Origin of the sequence: Microbacterium enclense (assembly GCF_004022425.1) — a bacterium.
Lineage (GTDB): Bacteria > Actinomycetota > Actinomycetes > Actinomycetales > Microbacteriaceae > Microbacterium > Microbacterium enclense_A.
Genome location: NZ_RBZY01000008.1, coordinates 32319 through 52890 on the forward strand (window position 1 = coordinate 32319; position 20572 = coordinate 52890).

Annotated in this window: 25 protein-coding genes; 9 read left to right on the forward strand and 16 right to left on the reverse strand. The window is 71.3% G+C overall.

The features are described from left to right. Positions 1-2 precede the first annotated feature (2 nt). The 4 genes from D8Y23_RS03330 to tsaB are packed head-to-tail and all read right to left on the reverse strand — an operon-like array spanning position 3 to position 2666. Entirely contained in the window at positions 3-431 is a 429-nt protein-coding gene (locus tag D8Y23_RS03330; RefSeq protein WP_128216753.1) for a hypothetical protein, read from the reverse strand. Further along, on the reverse strand, positions 428-1531 hold the full coding sequence (gene tsaD, locus D8Y23_RS03335) for a tRNA (adenosine(37)-N6)-threonylcarbamoyltransferase complex transferase subunit TsaD (protein ID WP_205796774.1): 1104 nt from the start codon (positions 1529-1531) through the stop codon (positions 428-430). Before tsaD ends, D8Y23_RS03330 begins: the two co-directional genes overlap by 4 nt. Next, positions 1531-2034, reverse strand: a complete 504-nt coding sequence (gene rimI, locus D8Y23_RS03340) for a ribosomal protein S18-alanine N-acetyltransferase (protein ID WP_128216755.1) — start codon at positions 2032-2034, stop codon at positions 1531-1533. Before rimI ends, tsaD begins: the two co-directional genes overlap by 1 nt. Continuing rightward, a complete protein-coding gene (tsaB, locus tag D8Y23_RS03345; RefSeq protein ID WP_128216756.1) occupies positions 2031-2666 on the reverse strand; it encodes a tRNA (adenosine(37)-N6)-threonylcarbamoyltransferase complex dimerization subunit type 1 TsaB in 636 nt (211 codons plus the stop codon). The genes rimI and tsaB overlap by 4 nt, the downstream gene beginning before the upstream one ends. 162 nt (positions 2667-2828) lie before the next feature. Between tsaB and D8Y23_RS03350 the strand changes: the two genes are divergently transcribed. Next, complete coding sequence (locus D8Y23_RS03350) at positions 2829-3746, forward strand: alpha/beta fold hydrolase (RefSeq protein ID WP_128216757.1); 918 nt, start codon at positions 2829-2831, stop codon at positions 3744-3746. Positions 3747-3749: 3 nt separating this feature from the next. Here D8Y23_RS03350 and tsaE read toward each other — a convergent pair whose 3' ends face one another. From tsaE to coaA, 5 genes are all read right to left on the reverse strand, one after another. Continuing rightward, on the reverse strand, positions 3750-4253 hold the full coding sequence (gene tsaE / locus D8Y23_RS03355; RefSeq protein WP_128216758.1) for a tRNA (adenosine(37)-N6)-threonylcarbamoyltransferase complex ATPase subunit type 1 TsaE: 504 nt from the start codon (positions 4251-4253) through the stop codon (positions 3750-3752). Then, positions 4250-5371 carry an alanine racemase gene (gene alr / locus D8Y23_RS03360; protein ID WP_205796777.1) on the reverse strand — a complete coding sequence of 374 codons (1122 nt, stop codon included), beginning with the start codon at positions 5369-5371 and terminating at the stop codon, positions 4250-4252. Before alr ends, tsaE begins: the two co-directional genes overlap by 4 nt. Further along, the gene (locus tag D8Y23_RS03365) at positions 5368-5751 is read right to left on the reverse strand and encodes a holo-ACP synthase (protein ID WP_128216760.1); all 384 of its coding nucleotides are present in this window, start codon (positions 5749-5751) and stop codon (positions 5368-5370) included. The genes alr and D8Y23_RS03365 overlap by 4 nt, the downstream gene beginning before the upstream one ends. A 301-nt stretch (positions 5752-6052) precedes the next feature. Then, positions 6053-7903, reverse strand: a complete 1851-nt coding sequence (gene glmS, locus D8Y23_RS03370; RefSeq protein WP_128216761.1) for a glutamine--fructose-6-phosphate transaminase (isomerizing) — start codon at positions 7901-7903, stop codon at positions 6053-6055. A gap of 53 nt (positions 7904-7956) precedes the next feature. Next, complete coding sequence (gene coaA / locus D8Y23_RS03375) at positions 7957-8910, reverse strand: type I pantothenate kinase (RefSeq protein ID WP_128216762.1); 954 nt, start codon at positions 8908-8910, stop codon at positions 7957-7959. Positions 8911-8949: 39 nt separating this feature from the next. Between coaA and D8Y23_RS03380 the strand changes: the two genes are divergently transcribed. Next, positions 8950-9879, forward strand: a complete 930-nt coding sequence (locus D8Y23_RS03380; protein ID WP_128216763.1) for a Ppx/GppA phosphatase family protein — start codon at positions 8950-8952, stop codon at positions 9877-9879. Positions 9880-9951: 72 nt separating this feature from the next. Here D8Y23_RS03380 and glmM read toward each other — a convergent pair whose 3' ends face one another. The 4 genes from glmM to D8Y23_RS03400 all read right to left on the reverse strand — a co-directional run bounded on the left by glmM (position 9952) and on the right by D8Y23_RS03400 (position 13406). Then, complete coding sequence (gene glmM, locus D8Y23_RS03385) at positions 9952-11307, reverse strand: phosphoglucosamine mutase (RefSeq protein ID WP_128216764.1); 1356 nt, start codon at positions 11305-11307, stop codon at positions 9952-9954. Between the two features lie 14 nt (positions 11308-11321). Beyond that, the gene (gene rpsI, locus D8Y23_RS03390; RefSeq protein ID WP_128216765.1) at positions 11322-11792 is read right to left on the reverse strand and encodes a 30S ribosomal protein S9; all 471 of its coding nucleotides are present in this window, start codon (positions 11790-11792) and stop codon (positions 11322-11324) included. A 24-nt stretch (positions 11793-11816) separates the two neighbouring features. Continuing rightward, positions 11817-12263 (reverse strand): 50S ribosomal protein L13, encoded by a 447-nt coding sequence (rplM, locus tag D8Y23_RS03395; protein ID WP_128216766.1) that lies wholly within the window; start codon positions 12261-12263, stop codon positions 11817-11819. Between the two features lie 306 nt (positions 12264-12569). Further along, complete coding sequence (locus tag D8Y23_RS03400; RefSeq protein ID WP_128216767.1) at positions 12570-13406, reverse strand: alpha/beta fold hydrolase; 837 nt, start codon at positions 13404-13406, stop codon at positions 12570-12572. A 143-nt stretch (positions 13407-13549) separates the two neighbouring features. On the opposite strand from D8Y23_RS03400, the gene D8Y23_RS03405 reads away from it, so the two are divergent. Further along, positions 13550-14035 carry a hypothetical protein gene (locus tag D8Y23_RS03405; RefSeq protein ID WP_128216768.1) on the forward strand — a complete coding sequence of 162 codons (486 nt, stop codon included), beginning with the start codon at positions 13550-13552 and terminating at the stop codon, positions 14033-14035. A gap of 11 nt (positions 14036-14046) precedes the next feature. Here D8Y23_RS03405 and D8Y23_RS16700 read toward each other — a convergent pair whose 3' ends face one another. Then, positions 14047-14184: a hypothetical protein gene (locus tag D8Y23_RS16700; RefSeq protein WP_164878121.1), complete on the reverse strand. Its 138-nt coding sequence runs from the start codon at positions 14182-14184 to the stop codon at positions 14047-14049. A gap of 104 nt (positions 14185-14288) precedes the next feature. On the opposite strand from D8Y23_RS16700, the gene D8Y23_RS03410 reads away from it, so the two are divergent. The 4 genes from D8Y23_RS03410 to D8Y23_RS03425 all read left to right on the forward strand — a co-directional run bounded on the left by D8Y23_RS03410 (position 14289) and on the right by D8Y23_RS03425 (position 17131). Then, complete coding sequence (locus D8Y23_RS03410) at positions 14289-14765, forward strand: MarR family winged helix-turn-helix transcriptional regulator (protein WP_128216769.1); 477 nt, start codon at positions 14289-14291, stop codon at positions 14763-14765. An 80-nt stretch (positions 14766-14845) separates the two neighbouring features. After that, positions 14846-15265, forward strand: a complete 420-nt coding sequence (locus D8Y23_RS03415; protein ID WP_128216770.1) for an organic hydroperoxide resistance protein — start codon at positions 14846-14848, stop codon at positions 15263-15265. Between the two features lie 91 nt (positions 15266-15356). After that, positions 15357-16004, forward strand: coding sequence for a response regulator (locus D8Y23_RS03420; protein WP_128216771.1), 648 nt, complete (start codon positions 15357-15359; stop codon positions 16002-16004). Beyond that, positions 16001-17131 (forward strand): sensor histidine kinase, encoded by a 1131-nt coding sequence (locus D8Y23_RS03425; protein WP_205796783.1) that lies wholly within the window; start codon positions 16001-16003, stop codon positions 17129-17131. Before D8Y23_RS03420 ends, D8Y23_RS03425 begins: the two co-directional genes overlap by 4 nt. Positions 17132-17141: 10 nt before the next feature. Here D8Y23_RS03425 and D8Y23_RS03430 read toward each other — a convergent pair whose 3' ends face one another. Beyond that, the gene (locus tag D8Y23_RS03430; protein ID WP_205796786.1) at positions 17142-18110 is read right to left on the reverse strand and encodes a PIG-L family deacetylase; all 969 of its coding nucleotides are present in this window, start codon (positions 18108-18110) and stop codon (positions 17142-17144) included. A 353-nt stretch (positions 18111-18463) separates the two neighbouring features. On the opposite strand from D8Y23_RS03430, the gene D8Y23_RS03435 reads away from it, so the two are divergent. Beyond that, the gene (locus D8Y23_RS03435; RefSeq protein ID WP_128216773.1) at positions 18464-18988 is read left to right on the forward strand and encodes a YbhB/YbcL family Raf kinase inhibitor-like protein; all 525 of its coding nucleotides are present in this window, start codon (positions 18464-18466) and stop codon (positions 18986-18988) included. Between the two features lie 11 nt (positions 18989-18999). Beyond that, complete coding sequence (locus D8Y23_RS03440; RefSeq protein WP_128216774.1) at positions 19000-19215, forward strand: three-helix bundle dimerization domain-containing protein; 216 nt, start codon at positions 19000-19002, stop codon at positions 19213-19215. Position 19216: 1 nt separating this feature from the next. Here the strand turns inward: D8Y23_RS03440 and D8Y23_RS03445 are convergent, their stop codons facing one another. Then, a complete protein-coding gene (locus D8Y23_RS03445) occupies positions 19217-20314 on the reverse strand; it encodes a PIG-L family deacetylase (protein ID WP_128216775.1) in 1098 nt (365 codons plus the stop codon). Between the last annotated feature and the right edge of the window lie 258 nt (positions 20315-20572).

A 20572-nucleotide genomic window follows, 5' to 3' on the forward strand; every position in this document is an offset into this window, starting at 1 on the left:
AGTCAGACGGTCGAGAGCTGCGGGAGGGCCCACAGCACCCATCCCGCACTGAACACGACGGAGAGCGCGGCGAGAGCGAGCGCCCAGATCGCCACGCGGCGGCTGTCGTGCGCCCGACGCAGCGAGATGATCGACATCACGATCGCGATCACACCGAGCGGCAGAAGCACACCGGCGAACAACGACGCGATCAGCGCGAGGATCGCGACGGCCAGCGCCCACGGCGCGACCGAGGGGGGAGCGACCGGCGCCGGCGGGCTCCACGGGATGACGTGCTCGCCGAAGGCCGCGCGCTCCAACTGCGCGGTCGGCAGCCGCTCGCCATCGAACGCGTCCCCGGCGGTGATCTGCTCGGCGGCCGTCGGGGCGGGCGGCACGGTGCCCTCGCTCGCTTTGCGGGCGCGGCGACTGGGCGGCGGCGTCTCGCTCACGACGCCACCCGGGTCGCTATGCGGCCGGGGGCCGTGGCATCCGGATCCTCGGCGACCTGGATCTCGGTCACCGGAAGCGTGGAGTCCGCCCCGAAAGCCAGCGTCGACGGGCGGCTTCCCGACACGATGAGTTCGGCGGCGAGCGCGGCGATCATGGCGCCGTTATCGGTGCACAGTCGCAGCGGCGGGATGCGGACGGCGACGCCCGCCGCGGCGGCGCGTTCGGTGGCGACGTCGCGCAGGCGCTTGTTGGCGATCACTCCCCCGCCCAGCAGCAATCGCGGCACCCCGTAGCGCTCGCACGCGTCGAGCGCCTTGGTGACGAGCACGTCGACGACGGCCTCTCGGAACGACGCCGCGACGTCGGCGACCGGCACCGGCTGCCCCGCCGCTTCGTGCTGCTCGACCCATCGGGCAACGGCGGTCTTCAGGCCCGAGAACGAGAAGTCGTAGCGGTGGGATGCCATGTCGGACGCCCGCGAGAGCCCGCGGGGGAAGCGGATCGCGGTCGGGTCGCCCGACGCCGCGGCGCGATCGATCTCGGGACCGCCGGGGTACGGCAGCTTCAACAGGCGCGCGACCTTGTCGAACGCTTCACCGGCGGCGTCGTCCATCGTCTCGCCGAGCAGTTCGACATCGCTGGTGAGGTCGCGGACGAGGAGCAGCGACGTGTGCCCGCCGCTCACCAGCAGCGCGACCGTGGGGTACTCCAACTCGCCGGCCTCCGCGTCGAGGATGTCGGCGGCGATGTGGCCCACGAGGTGGTTCACCGCGTAGAGCGGCTTGTCGAGGGCGACCGCGAGACCTTTGGCCGCGCCGACGCCGACCATCAGGGCACCGGCGAGTCCGGGGCCGCTCGTGACGGCGACGGCGTCGATCTCGTCGAGGGTCACGCCGGCCTCGGCGAGCGCCGCGTCGATCGAGGGCTGGAGTGCTTCGAGGTGCGCGCGGGCCGCGACCTCGGGCACGACGCCGCCGTAGCGGGCGTGTTCGTCCATGCTCGAGGCGATCGTGTTGCTCAGGAGCTGCCGACCCCGCACGATCCCGATTCCGGTCTCGTCGCAGCTGGTCTCGATGCCGAGCACGAGGGGCGCGTTCATCAGCACCATCCCTTTCCGGCCGTCGCCGCGTCATCGGGTGTGCGCCGGGCGGCCCACGCCCGCAGGTCGAGCTGCATGACGATCGCGTCGACATCGTCGGGCTGGTAGTACCGCGGGCGGCGACCGACCTCGGCGAACCCTTCCGAGGTGTACAGCGCCTGCGCGACGGGATTGTCGGCGCGCACCTCGAGGAAGACGTCGTGCACGCCGCGCCGCTCGGCCTCGTCGAGCAGGTCGGTCAGCAGCGCGCGACCGCGGCCGCGCCCGCGCGCGGTCTCGGCGATCGTGATCGTCTGGATGTCGGCATCCTTCGCCCCGCGGGCGGCGCGAAGACCCGCGTAGCCGACGAGGCGACCGGCCTCTTCGACGACGACGTACCAGCCGTGCGGGGAGGCGAGCTCCTCGCGCATCATCGCCGGGCTCCACGCGTCCGTCGGGAACGACGCGTGCTCGAGCGCCATGATCGCGTCGAGGTCGTCGAGGGTCGCGGCGCGGGTGCTCACGCGCTCACCCGCTTCGGGGCGTGGGCGGCGACGACATCGGGGCTGCGGAGATAGAGCGGCTCGGAGCCGGCGAGCTCGCGACCGGCGTCGAGCGCGCGGGCGGCGGCGAGCGCGACCATCGCGGCCGAGACGCTCGTCGCGTCATAGCGCACGGCTCCGGCCTCGGCGAGGCGGGCGTCGAGGTCGTCGCGGGGGCTGAGCGTGGCATCCAGGATCCGGATCGGGAGTCCGTCGTCGTCGATGCCGTCGTAGACGCTGTACGCGAATTCTCTGCGGCGGGCGTCGGTGACGACGGCGAAGCGCGGCGTCTCTGTGCCGGTGAGGGCGTCGGAGAGCAGGATGCCGAGCGCGACGCCGTCGTGACTCGGCACAGGGACCACCGGGATGCCACACCCCAGCGCGAACGCGCGCGCGGTGGCGATGCCGACGCGGAGGCCCGTGAACGGCCCCGGGCCCATGCCGATCGCGACGTGCGTCGGGGTCGGCGCCGCTCGCGAGGCGCGGCGCAGCAGGTCGCCGATGACCTCGGCGTGTCCGAGAGCGTTGGCGCTCTGCTCGTCGGCGAGCACTTCCCCGTCGCGCGCGATAGCCGCCACCGCGGTGCCGAGGGAGGTGTCGATGCCGATGATCACCGCTCCAGGGTATCCGGGGCGCCCGACACCGGTGCCGTCGGCGGGTCGCCTGGCGCACAACTCCGGCAGAACGTGCCTCGCCGCGTGCAGGTGGCCGCACGCCGGCGGAACTGCCGGAGTTCTGCGGGCATCCGGCCGAGGCCTCGGCTCCGAACAAGAGGCATGGAACGACAGCTGCGCCGCCTGGTGGTGCCGACGGCCGCGGGGCCGATCGTCGCGCACGCCGGCCGACGCTCCGCGAGCGCCGTCGCCACGGTGCTGCTGCACGGCGCCGCGGGGTCCTGGAGAACGTGGATGCCATTGCTCGGCGCGGCCGATCGGCTCGGCATCCCGCTCGATGACGTCATCGCGATCGACCTGCCCGGGTGGGGCGAGTCGCCGGGTCCGGCCCCCTCCCCGGCGGAAGCGGCGGAGGCGGTGGTCGCGGTCGCCCGCGCCCTCGGGTATCCGCGGTGGCGCGTCGTCGGGCACTCGCTGGGCGCCGTGATCGCCCTCGACGTCGCGGCGCTGTTCCCGGCGCAGACCGTCGCCGTCGGCCTCGTCTCCCCCACCGGCGCCGCGGTGCGCGCGGTGATGCGGCGACCGCTCACAGGGTGGACCGCCCTTCCCGCCTTCGGCGGCATGGTCGGGGCGATGGGGATCCTCCGGGGCCTCGGTCCCCTCGCGCGGCCGCTCCTGCGCTCACTTCGCCGCATCGGCGCGCTGCGGGTGTTCGCGCGGCCGCTGTTCCGGCATCCGGACCGCGTGGATCCCGAGGTCTCGGACGCGCTGGCAGATGAAATCCGCCCATCGGCATTCCTCTCGGCGGCGCACGCCGCCCGCGCCCACGACGACGCCGTCTGGAAGCGGATCACCGCGCCGGTCCGGGCCGTGCGCGGTCGCCATGACGTCTTCGCCGGGCGTCAGGACGCACGCGACGCCCGCCGCCGCATCCCCGGCTACCGCGAAACGGTGCTCGACGACAGCGGCCACTTCGCCCACGTCGAGCAGGCCTATGAGACGCTCCGCGCTCTGCGCGACGTCTGGACCGCCGAGCCCGACCGCCGATCGAACGCGACGCGTGACCGCCAGCCGACCTGAGCCTCACGGCCTCCGCGAGACCGTCACCGTCCGCGGAGCATCCGCGTCCAGGTCCAGGGTGTGCGGGGCGATCTCGCCGCACGCGTTGTCGACGCCTCGTCCGCCGGTCTGGCGGGAGATCTCGATCTCCCACCAGCCGTCGGCGAGGTGGTCGGCGACGCCGCGGCCCCATTCCACGATCACGACCGAGTGCTCCACGTCGATGTCGAGGTCGTCGAGTTCGACGGCGGCCCCGAGCCGGTAGGCATCCACGTGCACGAGAGGAGAGCCACCCACGAGCGACGGATGCGTCCGCGCGATCACGAACGTCGGACTCTGGACCGGACCCCGGATGCCGAGCCCCTCGCCGATCCCGCGGGTCAAGGTCGTCTTGCCTGCGCCGAGCGGACCGGTGAGCACGACCACGTCGCCCGGCTCGAGGGCGCGGCCGAGCGCGCGCCCGAGCTGCTCCATGTCCGCGGGGCCGGCGACCTCGCGCTCGCCCAGCAACTCGTCGGGAACGCTCACGCGCCCACCTCCCGTCGCGGCACGCGCGCACCGATCCGCGTCACGATCTCGTAGTCGATGGTGTCGGCGGCATCCGCCCAGTCCCTCGCCGACGGCACGCCGAGTGTCGGGTCGCCGAACAGCACCGCCTCGTCACCGACGGCGACGGGGTGATCGCCGACATCGACGACGAACTGGTCCATGGCGATGCGGCCCGCGACCGTGAAGCGGCGGCCGTTGATCGTCACCGGGCCGCGGCCCGACGCCTGCCGCGGCACGCCGTCCGCGTACCCGAGGGGGACGAGCGCCAACGTGGTGTCGGTCTCCGTGCGGTACGCGTAACCGTACGAGACGCCGGTGCCGGCGGGCACACGACGGACCGCGGCGACGGCACCGCGCAGCGTCATCGCGGGACGAAGGCCCAGGTCGGCCGAGGACCGGTCGTGAAACGGCGAGATGCCGTAGATCCCGATGCCGATGCGCACCGCGTTCAACCGCGCCTCGGGCAGGGCGATCGCGGCGTGGGTCGCCGCGATGTGCCGGAGCGGCGGGTTCAGCCCGGCGGCCGCCGCGAGCACGACGCCCTCCGCGAACTTCGCCAGAGCGGCGCGGTCGTCAGCCTCGCTCGTGTTCGACAGGTGCGAGAAGAGCCCGACGACCCGCAGGCGCCCGATGCGCTCGAGACGCGCGGCCTCGGAGAACACGACGCGCCAGTCCGCGGGCGCGATGCCGTTGCGCGACAGGCCCGTCTCGATCTTCAGGTGCACCGCCGCGGGCCGGTCGCCCTGCGCCCCCTCCCCCGCTCGCAGCAGCTGGTCGATGTCGGAGATACCCAGCTCGATGTCCTCGCGGACGGCCTCGGCGAACGACGCTCCGGGGGCGTGCAGCCACGCGAAGAGCGGTGCGCGGATACCCCGTCGCCGCAGGGCCAGCGCTTCGTCGATGTCGGAGACCCCGATGCGGGTCGCCCCACCGCGGAGCGCCGCGATAGCCGCACGGTGCGCGCCGTGCCCGTACCCCTCGGCCTTGACGACCGCGATGACCTCGACGCCGGTCAGGCGGCGCAGGTGCCGTACGTTCTCGGCGATCGCGTCGACGTCGATCAGCGCTTCGCGCAGAACTCCGGATGCCATCCTCATGCGACGCCCTCCCGGGTCGGTCCGGTCGGCCCGGCTTCCGCGATGACGTAGGCGGTGGCGAGCGCCGCGTCGTGCGACATGGACAGGTGCAGCGTCGTGATCCCGCGCGCGGCCACCGTCGCGGCGGTATCCCCGCTCAGGGTGAAAGTCGGGCGCCCCGAGGGCTCGGGCGTCACCTCGATATCCGTCCAGTACACCCCGTCGGATCCCCCGAGTGCCTTGATCAGCGCCTCTTTCGCGGCGTAGCGGGCGGCGAGCGAGCGGGGCTTGAGCAGCCGCTCCGCCGGCGCGAACAGCCGGGCGAGCAGCCGCGGGGTCCGCGCGAGCTGCTGCTCGAAGCGCGGTACGTCGACCAGGTCGACGCCGATTCCGACGATCATGCGCCCTCCCTGTCTGGCATCCTGTCCATTCTGCCGTGACGACGGTGTCCGGGCCGCGCGCCGTCCCACGCGCACGACTCCGGCAGATCCCACCGGCCTCGGCCGATCGGCATCCCACCCCGCGCCGTCTTCCTGAGTTGTGCGGGACTCCCCGGCAGCGCCGATGCACCGGCACAACTCCTGCGGCACCGGCCGCCAAAGCCACATCACGGCATTCCCCCGTCGAGAATGCCGGAGTTGTTCGGCGCGCAAAAGAAAGGGGCCGGATGCCAGTGGCATCCGGCCCCGAAAACGTCCGGTCTTACTCGACCGTCACCGACTTCGCGAGGTTGCGCGGCTGGTCGACATCCAGGCCCTTGGCCTCGGCGAGGCCCATGGCGAAGATGTGCAGCGGCACGACGGCCAGGAGCGGCTCGAACATCGGAGCGGCGAGCGGGATGCGCAGAACCTCGTCGGCCGCCGGAAGAACGGCCGCATCCCCCTCTTCGGCGATCGCGATGACGCGGGCGCCGCGGGCGCGGATCTCCTCGATGTTGGACACGACCTTCTTGTGCATCTCCGCGGAACCGCGCGGCGAGGGCACCACGACGAACACCGGCTGACCGGGCTCGATCAGGGCGATGGGACCGTGCTTGAGCTCGCCGGCGGCGAAGCCCTCGGCGTGGATGTACGCGAGCTCCTTGAGCTTGAGCGCACCCTCGAGCGCGATCGGGTACCCGACGTTTCGGCCCAGGAACAGCACCGAACGGGTGTCGGCCATCCAGTGCGCGAGCTGCTCGATCCGCGCCTGCTCGGTCTCGAGCACGCGAGCGATCTTGCCGGGGACGGCCTCGAGCTCCGTCACGGCCTCGACGGCGACGACGGGGTCGACCGCGCCGCGCACGCGACCGACGTGCAGCGCCAGCAGGTAGATCGCCGTGATCTGCGCGACGAACGCCTTCGTCGAGGCGACGGCGACCTCGGGCCCGGCGTGCGTGTAGACGATGGCATCCGACTCGCGCGGGATCGTCGCCCCTTGCGTGTTGCAGATCGACAGCGTCTTGGCTCCGCGCGAGCGCGCGTACTTCACGGCCATGAGCGTGTCCATCGTCTCGCCGGACTGACTGATCGAGACGACGAGGGTGCGGGGCGAGAGCACCGGATCGCGGTAGCGGAACTCGTGCGCGAGCTCCACGTCGACCGGAACCCGCGTCCAGGTCTCGAGCGCGTATTTGCCCACCATGCCGGCGTACGCGGCGGTGCCGCACGCGATGACGAGGATGCGATCGATGTCGGCGAGGAACGCGTCCATCCCGTCGAGCTCGGGGATCTCGACGCGACCCTCGTGGATGCGACCGCGGATGGTGTTGGCGACCGCCTCGGGCTCCTCCGAGACCTCCTTCGCCATGAACGACGACCAGCCGCCCTTCTCGGCGGCGGAGGCGTCCCACGTGACCTCGAAGGCCTCGACCTCGACGGGAGCACCGGAGAAGTCGGTCACCTCGACGCCCTCGGGCGTGATCGCGACGATCTCGTCCTGACCGATCGCGAGTGCCTTGCGCGTGTGCTCCACGAAGGCCGCGACGTCGGAGCCGAGGAAGTTCTCGCCCTCGCCGAGGCCGATGACCAGCGGCGAATTGCGGCGGGCGCCGACGACGAGGCCCGGGTGGTCCTCGTGCATCGCGAGCAGCGTGTACGCGCCCTCCAGCCGCGACACCACGGCGCGGAACGCCGCGACGAGGTCGCCGGTCCGAACGTACTCGCGGCCGATCATGGCGGCCGCGACCTCGGTGTCGGTCTCGCTGTGGAAGGCCACGCCCTCGCCGACCAGCTCGCTCTTGAGCTCGGCGAAGTTCTCGATGATCCCGTTGTGGATGACGGCGAGCTTGTCGTCATCCGCGAGGTGCGGGTGCGCGTTGGCATCCGTCGGGCCGCCGTGCGTCGCCCAGCGCGTGTGCCCGATCCCCGTCGTGCCGTCGGCGAGGGGCGTGGATGCCAGATCGTCACGCAACACGGCGAGCTTGCCCGCCCGCTTGCGCATGCCCAGGCCCCCGTCGCCGTCGATGACGGCGATGCCGGCGGAGTCGTACCCCCGGTACTCCAGCCGCGACAGACCGGCCAGCAGGATGTCCTGGCTCTGCCGAGGACCCACGTATCCGATGATTCCGCACATAGCCTCCGAGTCTACGGGGCGACGCCTGGGGGAACCCCCGGCAGGCCGGCGGGTCAGAGCTTGCGCAGGAGCACCGATTCGACCGTGTGGTCCGCGCCCTTCTGCAGCACCAGCTTGGCCCGGTGACGGGTGGGCAGAACGTTCTCCTCGAGATTGGGCAGGTTGATCTCGCGCCAGAACCCGAGCGCGCGCGACACCGCCTCCTCGTCGCTGATGTCCGCGAAGACGCGGAAGAACGACGTCGGGTTGGTGAAGGCGTTGTCCCGCAACGCCAGGAAGCGATCGACGTACCAGCGCTCGATGTGGGCCGCATCGGCATCCACGTAGATCGAGAAGTCGAACAGGTCGCTGACCGCGACGTCGTTGGGCGTGGGCGGGGGCTGCAGCACATTGAGCCCCTCGACGATGACGACGTCGGGGCGGTGCACCGTGACGTGCGCGTCGGGCATGATGTCGTACCGCACGTGCGAGTAGAACGGTGCCCGCACCTCCTCCGCACCGGACTTCACCTCGCTCAGGAACTCCACCAGGGCGCGGCGGTCGTACGACTCGGGGAAGCCCTTCCGGTCCATCAGGCCGCGGCGCTCGAGTTCGGCGTTCGGGTAGAGGAAGCCGTCCGTGGTCACGAGCTCGACGCGCGGGGTGTCGGGCCAGCGGCTCATCAACTCGCGCAGGAGGCGCGCGATCGTGGACTTCCCCACCGCGACGGAGCCCGCGACCCCGATGACGAAGGGGGTCGTGGCATCCGATTCGCCCAGGAACTCGCTCGTGTCGGCGCCGAGGCGTCGGGTGGCGCGGGCATACAGGCTGAGCAGCCGGCTGAGCGGCAGGTACACCTCGGCGACCTCGCGCAGGTCGAGCCGGTCACCGATTCCTCGCAGCTGCACGACCTCGGTCTCGGTGAGGGGCTGCTCGATGCCCCCGGCCAACCGGGCCCACTCGGCACGATCGATCTGGCGGTAGGGGCTCAGCGACGGTGCGGGAGCGGCGGTCTCAGCGGCGGACACCCGCCCATGCTACCCGTGAGCCCCCAGTACGCTCGGAGCGTGCGACTCGGCGTTCTCGACATCGGTTCCAACACCGTCCACCTGCTGGTCGCGAATGCGCGCGCCGGTGGTCGGCCCACCGCGACGACGTCGCACCGCTCGGTGCTGCGTCTCATGCGCTACCTCGAACCCGACGGCTCGATCTCGCCCGAGGGGGTGACGGGCCTCGTGGATGCCGTGACCCAGGCGTGCGAGAGGGCGCGCGCGGAGGGCGTCGACGAACTGCTGGCCACCGCGACCTCCGCGGTCCGGGAGGCGACCAACGGCGAAGAGGTCATCGCCCGCATCGAGGACGTCCTGGGCCAGCCCCTGCAGGTGCTGGGTGGCGAAACCGAGGCGCGGTACACGTTCCTCGCGGTCCGCCGCTGGTTCGGCTGGTCGGCCGGACAGATCCTGCTGTTCGACATCGGTGGCGGGTCGCTCGAGATCGCGGGTGGCGCCGACGAACTGCCCGAGCTCGCCGAGTCGGTGCCGCTGGGCGCCGGCCGCTCGACCGTGCAGTTCCTCCCGCACGACCCGCCCAGCGAGGACGAGATCGACGCGCTGCGTCGGCACGCGGCATCCGTCCTCGCCCCCGTCGCCGAACGATTCGCCACTCTTCCGCGCCCGGATCACGTGATCGGGTCGTCGAAGGCGATCCGCTCGCTCGCGAAGCTCGCCGGCTACCCCGTGCCCGGTTGGTCGGGCATCGACCGCATGGTGCTGCCCCGCAGGGAGCTGAAGGACTGGATCCCGCGCCTCGCGCGCATCCCCGCGGACGCCCGCGAGGCGCTGCCCGGGATCACCGCCGACCGCACGTTCCAGATCGTCGCCGCCGCGGTCGTGGTCGAGCGGGCCATGAAGGCGATGGACGTCGACGAGCTCGAGGTCTCGCCGTGGGCTCTGCGCGAGGGAGTACTGCTGCGCTACATCGAGTCGCTGGAGTTCTGACCCACCTCACTGCCGCGACCGCAGCATCCTCTGGCTTGGGGCGCGTTCCGGCGTTCCGAACCGCAGCGCGCGTCAGAGCGCGAGGCGCTCGCGCACGACCTCGGACAGACGGTCGGCGTGGGTGCGGGCGACGTCCTCGGACGCGGCCTCGACCATGACCCGCACCAGAGGCTCGGTGCCGGAGGCGCGCAGCAGCACACGGCCGGAGTCGCCCAGGTCGGCCTCCGCCGCGCGGACCGCCTCCTGCACGACGTCGTCGGACACGCGGTCGCGATCGACACCGCGGACGTTCACGAGCACCTGCGGGTACACGGTCATGATCGCGGCGAGCTCGGCCATCGTCTTGTTCTGCCGGGCCATCTCGGCCACGATGTGCAGACCCGTGAGGAGCCCGTCGCCGGTCGTGGCGAACTCGCTCATGATGACGTGGCCGGACTGCTCACCGCCGAGCGAGTACCCGCCCTCGTTCATCGCCTCGAGCACGTAGCGGTCGCCTACGGCCGTCTGCTTCACCTGGATGCCGTGCTCCGCCATCGCGCGATGCAGTCCGAGGTTGCTCATGACGGTCGCGACGAGGGTGTCGTGCGCCAGCGCTCCGCGTTCCTTCATCGCCACGGCCAGGATCGCCATGATCTGATCGCCGTCGACGACAGTGCCCTCGGCATCCACCGCGAGGCATCGGTCGGCGTCGCCGTCGTGGGCGATGCCGACGTCGGCCCCCAGGCGCACCACGGCTTCGGCGAGCACGTCGAGGTGCGTCGAACCGACGCCGTCGTTGATATTCAGCCCGTCGGGGTCGGCACCGATCACCGTCACCGTCGCACCGGCGTCACGGAACGTCTCGGGGGAGACTCCCGCGGCGGCGCCGTGCGCGCAGTCGAGGACGACATGGATGCCGTCGAGCCGGTGCGGAAGCGAGCCGAGCAGGTGCACGACGTACCGGTCTTCCGCGTCGGCGAAGCGACGGATGCGTCCGACACCCGCGCCGGTGGGCTGCAGCCGCTCCCACTCGAGGGCGCGCTCGATGCGCTCCTCGACGATGTCGGGAAGCTTGGTGCCCCCGCGGGCGAAGATCTTGATTCCGTTGTCGGGAGCGGGGTTGTGAGACGCGGAGACCATGACGCCGAAGTCGGCGTCACGGTCGGCGATGAGGAACGCCGTCGCCGGGGTCGGGATGACGCCGGCGTCGAGCACATCCACGCCCGACGAGGCCAGGCCCGCGGCGACCGCCGCCGACAGGAACTCGCCCGAGACCCGTGGATCGCGCGCGACGACAGCGGTGAGGCGGCGGCCTTCGGCCTTCCGCGCCTCCGCCGAACGGCCCTGGCCCAGGACGACCGCGGTCGCCTGGGCCAGGTGCAGCGCAAGTTCGGCGGTGAGGAGGCCGTTGGCCAGCCCCCGCACCCCGTCCGTGCCGAAGAGAGGCATCCGGAGCGTCGAACTCAGCGCTTGGAGTACTGAGGCGCCTTACGGGCCTTCTTGAGACCGGCCTTCTTGCGCTCCTTGACGCGGGCGTCGCGCGAGAGGAAGCCGGCCTTCTTCAGACCCGGGCGGTTGTTCTCGGCGTCGATCTCGTTGAGCGCGCGAGCGATGCCGAGCCGCAGCGCACCGGCCTGGCCCGAGGGGCCGCCGCCGGAGATGCGGGCGATGACGTCGTAGGCGCCAGCGAGCTCGAGAACCGTGAACGGGTCGTTGATGAGCTGCTGGTGGAGCTTGTTCGGGAAGTAGTCCTCGATCGTGCGGCCGTTGACCGTGATCGTGCCGGAGCCGGGGACCAGACGCACGCGGGCGATGGCCTGCTTGCGGCGGCCGACGGCCCCGCCCGGGACCGAGAGCACGGGGCGCTCGGTGGCGACGGCGGTCTGCTCGGCCGGCGTCTCGGTGCTGTAGTTGCTGGGGTCGATGTTCGACACTGTTTCGTCCTTATCCGGCGGCGCTTACTGGGCGACCTGGTCGAAGGTGTACGCGGTGGGCTGCTGGGCACCGTGGGGGTGCTCGGCGCCGCGGTAGACCTTGAGCTTCTTGAGCTGGGCCGCGCCGAGGCTGTTCTTGGGCAGCATGCCGCGGATGGCCTTCTCGACCGCGCGGACGGGGTTCTTCTCGAGGAGTTCCTCGTAGCTGACCGACTTGAGGCCGCCCGGGTAGCCCGAGTGGCGGTAGGCCATCTTCTTCTGGAGCTTCTGACCCGTGAGCGCGACCTTTTCGGCGTTGATCACGATGACGAAGTCACCCGAGTCGATGTGGTTGGCGAAGGTCGCCTTGTGCTTGCCGCGGAGGAGGGCCGCCGCGTGCGAGGCCAGGCGGCCGAGGACGACGTCGGTGGCGTCGATAACGACCCACTCGCGCGTGACCTCTGCGGCCTTGGGGGTGAAAGTGCGCGTCACAGTAGTGCTGCTTTCTTGATCGAACGGAGGAGTTCGTGAATCCCGCTCCGGTGGTCGGTTCTCCGGTCGATGGCCGGGCAACTGGGCCGGTGGAGGGCTCACGTTCGGGCAACCCGCTCGCAGTGAGGCGGGCACCAAAGGGTTAGCTTACGGCATCCGGATGCCACGACCAAACATGGCCGCGCTCCTCGCGACCGGTCGCGTCCTGCCTCCGGGACGCAACCGTGCCCCCGGCGCCGGTGGAGTCGGGGGCACGGAACACGCCCTCCGCGGGATCGCGGGCGAGGTCGAGGGCGCGGTGAGGCGTCAGCGCTGCAGGAAATCCCGCAGCACGCGGTTGAACTCGTCGGCGTGGCTGACGTTGACACCGTGCGGGGCGCCTCCCACGACGTGCAGCTCGCTGCCGGGGATCGCCGCGTGGGTCCGCTTGCCCGAGCCCTCGAAGGGAACGGTCGCGTCGCTGTCGCCGTGCAGGATGAGCGCGGGCACCGAGACGTTGCGCAGGTCGTCACGGAAGTCGGTCGTAGCGAACGCCTCCATCGACTTCAGCGCGGCGTGGTGGTCGGCCTGGTTCGCGAGACGCTCCGCCTCGGCCTGTTCGGCCGGGGGAACGGCGAGCGCCCCGTCGACCGAGAAGAAGTCGGTCGTGAACTGGTGGTAGAAGGTCTTCTCGTCGTCCTTGAGCCCCTTCTCCATCCCCGCGGCCGTGTCCGCATCGAGCGGCCCCTCGGGGTTGTCCTCGGTCTGGGCCAGGTAGGGCGGGACCGCGGCGGCGAAGACGACGCTGTGCACCCGGTCGGTACCGTGGCGGGTCAGGTAGCGCGCGACCTCTCCCCCGCCCATGGAGAAGCCCACGAGAGTGGTGTCGCGGAGATCGAGCGCTTCGAGCACGGCGTGCAGATCGTCGGCGAAGGTGTCGTAGTCGTAGCCCGTGCGCGGCTTGTCGCTGCGCCCGAACCCCCGGCGGTCGTAGGTGACGACGCGGTAGCCGGCGCTTTCGAGGGCAGGCACCTGGTGGGCCCACGATTCGCCCGAGAGGGGCCAGCCGTGGATCAGGACGACGGGGCGTCCTGCCCCGCCGGTGTCGTCGACGTGGAGGTCGATGTCGGTCAGCAGTCCGTGGTGTGCGGTGATCTCGCTCATGCCCATCATGCTTCGAGGCCGACCTGCGTGCGCCCGGGCGATTGACGCCGTGCCGGCGAGTTGATATGCGAGAGGGACTGGCATATCGGGCGAGCGGACGCAATCACGACAGCAGGGTCGCCTCCGCTCGATAACCTCCCGCCATGGCATCCCTCCGCGTTCCGACCGTCGGCCTCTCGACCGTGGCGCTCGCCCTCGCCCTGACGTCCTGCGCGCCGTCGCCGACGGTGAATGACGTCGGGTACGAGCGCATCATCGGCGCGGTCGTGCTGGCGGAGTCGGATGCCGGCGGCCGGGCCTACGCGGTCGAGGTCGACGACGACACGGTCGAAGTGAAAGTCGCCACCGGCGACCGGGCAGTGGAGATCGACGTCGACCTGTCCGGCCCGACGGTGACGGATCGTCGCGACGACGCCCTCGACGCGGACGACAGGGAAGCCGTGACGGCGGCGGTCACAACGCTTGCGGACGGCGTGCGCATCGCCGCTGCGGCTCACCGCGGCGAAGGGGGCATCTCCGAGGTCGAACTGCGGCGCGATTCCGAGACCGCGTGGGAGATCGAGTTCACCGACGGCGGCGAGGTCGCGGTCGCGGTCGACGACGGCGCGGTCCTGAACGCCGACGGGTGATTCGACGGCCGTCAGATCGGCTCGACGAGGCCGGGGGGGCTCAGTAGACCGAGGTCGAACTGATGCCCGTTGATGGCGAGGACGTCGCGATCCCCGTCGGACACGAAGCCCGACGGGGAAACGGCGCTCGCGTCGCTGCGGGGGGTCATGCGACCCATGGTGCGGGTGCACCCGTTCGAACGGCAGGGCTTGACTTCGGAGACTCCCTCCGATTCACATTGTGCACAATTGAATTGTGTGCAACCCTTAGGCCATGCCCGCCGTCGACTCCCTCGTCTGCTTCGCGCTGTACGCCGCCAGCCGGACCACCACCCAGGCCTACCGCGTCCTCCTCGATCCGTGGGACCTCACCTATCCCCAGTACCTCGCGCTCGTGACGCTGTGGAACGACGGCGACCAGACCGTGAGTGGGCTGGGTGAGGCGCTGCAGCTCGATTCCGGCACGCTCTCGCCGATGCTCGCCCGCATGGAGTCGGCGGGATACGTCCGGCGAGAACGCCGCACCGATGACGAGCGCGTCGTGACCGTCTCCCTGACCGAGCGCGGGCGGGAGATGCGCGACGAACTCGCCCACGTCCCGCGATGCATCGCCGTGGGATCCGGCATCCCCGACGCCGACAGCGCCCACGAACTCATCCGCGCCCTCCACCAGCTGACGGTCGCCATGCGTGACCTACGCGACCACCCGCAGACCGTGCTCGATGCGGTGGGCGGACAGATCCACACCTGACCACCGCGGCGCCCTCCGCACCCGGTCCCTCCACGCCTGCCTCCCGGCATCCGTTCGTCCCGATGAAAGGAACCCCACCCATGGACGTCCTCTACACCGCTGAAGCCCTGTCCACCGGCGAAGGCCGCAACGGCCACGTCGTGGCCGGCGACCAGCTCGACCTGAACGTCGCCGTCCCGAAGGAGATGGGCGGCTCCGGCAACGGCACGAACCCCGAGCAGCTCTTCGCCGCCGGCTACGCGGCCTGCTTCCACAGCGCGCTGCACGCCGTCGCTCGCGGCCACAAGCTCAAGCTCGAGGACTCGTCGGTCGGCGGTCGCGTGCAGATCGGCCCGAACGATCAGGGCGGCTACCAGCTCGCCGTGCTGCTGGAGGTCGTCCTCCCCGGCATCGATCGCGAGCAGGCCCAGCAGCTCGCCGACGAGGCCCACCAGGTCTGCCCGTACTCCAACGCCACGCGCGGCAACATCGAGGTGACGGTCACCGTCTCGGACGATTGACCCGTCGAGGGCAGGGGATGCCGGTTGCCCGGCATCCCCTGCCGTGTTCCGGGGCAGGCGACCAGGCCCACCCCGTCGTAGGGTGACAGACGTGATCCGCGTGGTAGTCGTCGATGACGAAGCCCTCGTCCGTTCGGGCTTCGAACTCATCCTGGGCGCCGCCGACGACATCGAGGTCGTCGCCGCCGTCGACGGCGACCGGGCCGTGGACACCATCCGCCGCGAACGACCCGATGTCGTCCTCCTCGACATCCGGATGCCGGGACGCAGCGGCCTCGAGGTCCTGGCCGACCTGCGCGACGACGCGGACCGCCCGGTCATCGGCATCCTCACCACCTTCGACATCGACGAGCACATCGCCCGCGCGCTCCACGACGGGGCATTGGGATTCCTCGTGAAGGACACACCACCGGAGCATCTCGCGGCCATGGTGCGCTCGCTGGCCGCCGGCGGGGTCGTGCTGTCGCCACAGGTGTCGCGCACGCTCGTCGAGGGGTACACCGCTGCAGCCGACCCGGACGCCGTGGATCGCGTCGCCCTCCTGACCGAGCGCGAGCGCGACGTCCTCGAGCATCTCCCGACCGGAGAGTCCAATGCGGAGATCGGCAAACGTCTGCACCTGAGCGGCGCAACGGTGAAGGATCACGTCAGCGCGATCCTGGCGAAACTGTCGGTGTCGACGCGACTCGAGGCGGCGCTCATCGCCGAGCGTGCGCGCCGAGGTGGCGACCGCCGGTGACGGTCCGCGCGCGCACGCGGCTGGCAGACCTCTCGCGCAGTCGCTGGTTCGCCGTCGTCACCGATCTCGCCCTGGTCGCGGCGGCGGTGGTCGACGTCGCCGTGCTCCTTCCGATCTGGACGCCGTTCGAGATCGCCGTCGCGGCGGTCGCGGTCGCCGGCCTCCTCGTGCGACGACGCCTCCCGTGGGTCGCCTTCGCCCTCGTTCTCCCCGGACTGGTCGTGGATGCCATGACCATCGCCGCCCCGATCGCGCTGTATTCCGTCGCCGTCCGCGAGCGGCGCCTGCCGCCCGTCCTCGCGGCGGGGGCCGTGACCTACGCGTGCTTCCTCCTGCCCGATTGGCAGCTGCCGGAACTGGACTACCTCGCCCCGTCGCTCCTTTACGCGCTCCTATACGCGGCGACGCCGATCGCCCTCGGCGCCCTGGTGCGGACACGGCGCGACCTCAGCGCCCGCGTGGCCGAGCTCTCCGCCGCCCGCGCGGCCGAGCGTCTCCGCGACGAGCAGGATGTCCTGCGACGCGAGCGCACCCGCCTGTCGCGGGAGATGCACGACGTCGTCTCCCACCAGGTGAGCCTGATCGCCGTGCAGGCGGGAGCGCTGCAGGTCTCGTCATCGGACCCTGCGGCCCGGACCGCGGCCGGGGTCATCCGTTCCCTCGCGGTGCGCACCCTCGACGAGCTGCGGCAGATGGTCGGCGTGCTGCGCGCCGACGGCGCGCCCACCGGTGGCGACAAGCCGCAGCCGACGCTCGACGACCTTCCGCGCCTGGTCTCCGACAGCGGACTCCCCGCCGAGCTGATCACCGATACTCCCGCCGACCTCGCCCCGCCGCTGCAGCGCGCGGTGTACCGCACGGTGCAGGAGGGGCTGACGAATGCGCGCAAGCACGCCCCCGGCGCACCCGTCCGGGTGAGCGTGCGCACGACGACCGCCACGATCGACGTCGTCGTGCGCAACGGCGCCCCCACCGCGCCCGCCCTCGCCCTCCCGTCGGGCGGCGCGGGCCTGCGCGGCCTGCGCGAACGTGCCGAGCTCCTGGGCGGCCGTCTGGACGCCTCCCCGGAACCCGACGGCGGCTACCGTCTCCGCGTCACGCTCCCCCGGCGCGGGTCGAACGGCTGAGCGAAGCCGCTCAGGACAGGCGGAGCTCCGCCTCGGACTTGGGATAGGTCCGTCGCAGCCAGTCGCCGAAACCGGGCTGCGAGAGGCACGTGGACGCCTCCGCGCACCGCACCACCGGGTCATCGGCCGCGTAGGTGCGGTACACCTCGACCTTGGCATCCAGTTCTTCGCCGACGACGTTGACCGGCTGATCCTTCGAGGGGTAGCCCAGGTAGTACGACATCTGCGCCGGGGCGATGCCGACGACCGGCGCCGAGGCGCGGACGAGCGATCCGACGCACGAGTGGTCGGGGTGATCGCCGTGGGCGAAGGCGCTCTCGTGGGGCACGTTCGTGCTGATGCGGCGGGGCTGAGCGGCCGACACCAGTTCGGCCAACGTCGCGGTCAGGCGTGGCAGGTCGTACGCGGGGCCGCCGTCGATCGGGGAGAGTTCGCCGACGTCGCCGTTGATGAGCTGCGTGAGTCCGGCCTTTCCCGTGGCCGGGAATCCTTTCCCGTCGAGCCCGCCGTCGGGCAGACGCAGAACGGTGATGGAGAGGCGTGGTTCGTCGGTCGGAACGAACCGCGTCACGCGGGCACCGCTCGCCAGGAGCAGCTCGCGCTCGTCCCACTCACCCGCGGAGCCGCGCATGTGGTCGTAGGCGGCGCGGATGCCGTCTTCCCGCTCGCGGGCGTACTCGAGCCCCTTCCCGGCGTCGCCGGCGGTCACATAGACCGCACGGACGCACGTCCCGGCCGCGATCGCGTCCGACAATTCGGGATTGGCGAAGATGATGTCGTCGTCGGCGTGGGCCCAGATCGTCATTGCGGTGTCGAGACCGGGCGATTCGATCGCGGGCGACCGCACCGGCGGCGCCGTGGGCGCCGGAATCGGACGCAAGGGGCCCCACGCCCCCACCGGACCCCCCGCGCGCCGCAATTGACGCACCAGCAGAGCGCCCGCGCCGACGCCGACGAGCGCCAGACCGCCAATGATCACGCCTCGCCGGGTCACCCGGATACGACGCGGGTCGCGCACCGCGTCCCCCGTCTCGCCTTCCTCCCCAGAAAGGTCGTCGTCCTGCACTGTCGCTCCGTCCCCTGTCCCCCGCCCGGGCGCGGCGACGGGTTCGGGTCGTCGGCGCTCGGGATGACCGTACGACGGTATCGCTTCCGGGCTCGCGGGCCGCGACGCGCCACCCGGCATCCCCACCCCGGGGCGGGGATGCACGCGTCGATCGGCGGGGAGCACCCGCCAGACGGCTCGCCTGCGACCGGGACCGCCGATTACTCAGCGATCGCGCCGGGCGCAAGCCCGCCGCCGTGGCCAGCTCCGTCTTCTATCGTGCCGCCATGGTTGATCTGACCCGCCCCCAGACCCCCGATCCGTATCCCCTGCTCCCCGCGGTCGCGTCCTTCGACGTCGTGAGCGACGACGTCACCGATGCGCAGCCCCTGAAGGACGACCAGGTCGCCGCCGGCGGCAACACCTCTCCCCACCTGCGGTGGTCGAACGTGCCCGAGGGCACGGCCTCGTTCACCATCACGTGCTTCGACCCGGATGCTCCGACACCGAGCGGCTTCTGGCATTGGGTCCTCGTCGACCTGCCGGCCGACCTCCGCGAGATTCCTCCCGGGTTCGCGGCCGGTGACCTGCCACCCGGCGCGTTCCACGTGCGCAACGACGGCGGTCAGGCCGGATTCCTCGGAGCCGCTCCGCCCGAAGGGGATCAGCCGCACCGCTACTTTTACGTCGTGCACGCGGTCGGGGCGGACAGCCTCGGAGTGGATGCCGATGCGACCCCCGCCGCGGTGTCCTTCGCCCTGGCGTTCCAGACCCGTGGCCGAGCCGTCGTCCACGGCACATTCCAGCACTGAAAGGCAGCGCGATGCGTGAGAACGAGGACTTCGATCCCGAACAGACCGTGGCCGATATCGAGAACCGCGTGCAGGACCGATTCCCGGATGCCGAGCCGGCGCTCGTCCACGAGGAGGCCGTTGCGGCCGTCGACCAGTACGCGGACGCGCCGGTGAAAGACTTCGTCGACATCATCGCCGAACGTGAGGCCCGGGCCCGCGTCGACGAGGCGCTGTCCGAGGACTGAGTCAGGACATGCGGAGGTCGGCCTCGCTGAGGGGGTACGACCTCCGCAACCACTCACCGAAGTTCCGGGTCTTCAAGCACGTATCCCGGTCGGCACAGCGGACCACATCGTCCTGCTGGGCGTAGATGCGGTACGTCTCGACCTTGGCATCCAGGACCGCTCCGTCCAGTGTTCGCGGCAGATCCTTCGACGGGTACCCCACGAAGTACCGGATGCCGGGAGCAGCCGCCGCGTCACGTCCGATGGAATCGCGCACGAGTGTCCCCACCGCCGAGTGATCGGGGTGGTCACCGGGGGCGTAGGCGCTCCCGCGGGGGACATGCGTCAGCGTCCGCACGGGGTGCAGTGCGGTGGCGAGTTCGGACAGCGAGGCCGACAGCTGCGTGCGGTCGACGGCCGGGCCGCCGTCGATGGGAACGAGCGCGCTGATGCCGCCCGCGAGGAGCTTGCTCAGTGTGGCGTGCGCGGTGGAAGGGAACCCGCCGTCGGTGATGTTGCCGTCGGGGAGGCGGACGAACATCACCGATACCCGCGGATCACCCTGAGGACTCAACCGTTCGAGGCGCAGTCCCGCGTTCAGCGTCACGACGGTGGAGTCCCACAGTCCCGTCGCACCGCGCATCTGGTTGTACGCCTTCAGGATGCCGAGCTCCCGAGCGTGCGTGTACCCCACGTCCTTACCCGCATCACCCGCCGTGAGGAAGACCGTGCGGACGCACTGCCCCGCGGCGAGCGCCTCCGAGATCGTCGGATTGCCGAAGATGAGGTCGTCGTCCGGATGCGCCCAGATCGTCAGGACCGTCTCGCCGTCGCAGTCCTGAGCCGCGGGTGAGACCGGCGGCGCGGGCGTCGAGAGTGACGCCGGCGCAGGGGTCGGTGCGGGCGTCGCCGTCGGCGACAGACGCGGGGGTGGAGACGCGCTCGGCGAGGTCGTGATGACGGGGGCGGCATCCGAGGTCGCCGCCCCGAGGGGCCAGAGGCCGAGCGCACTGGAGAAGACGATGGAGCCCCCGACCAGGAGCACGATGGCGAGGACGGCGACCAAGGCTCCGGGCGCGAACCGAGACCGGAGAGGAGTCGACCGGCGCGTGCGTGTCATCGGCGGTCCCCCCGGGCGTCGCGGTCGTCGGCATCCGGCGTCCGCGAACCGCCGTCGAGTCTAGGCGCCCGGCAGTGCTTACACCAAGGGAGCATGCCACGGGTGGCTCTTGACGCCGACGCTCCTGTGTGGATGCGGTCCCACCCATCGTCCGTACGGCCGTGTCCCCCGATCGGTGGACACGGCCGTCATCTGGGGAAACCCCAGGCGAAGCCTCCCGACCCCCAGGAAACAATTCGTTCATCCAGGGGTGATTCA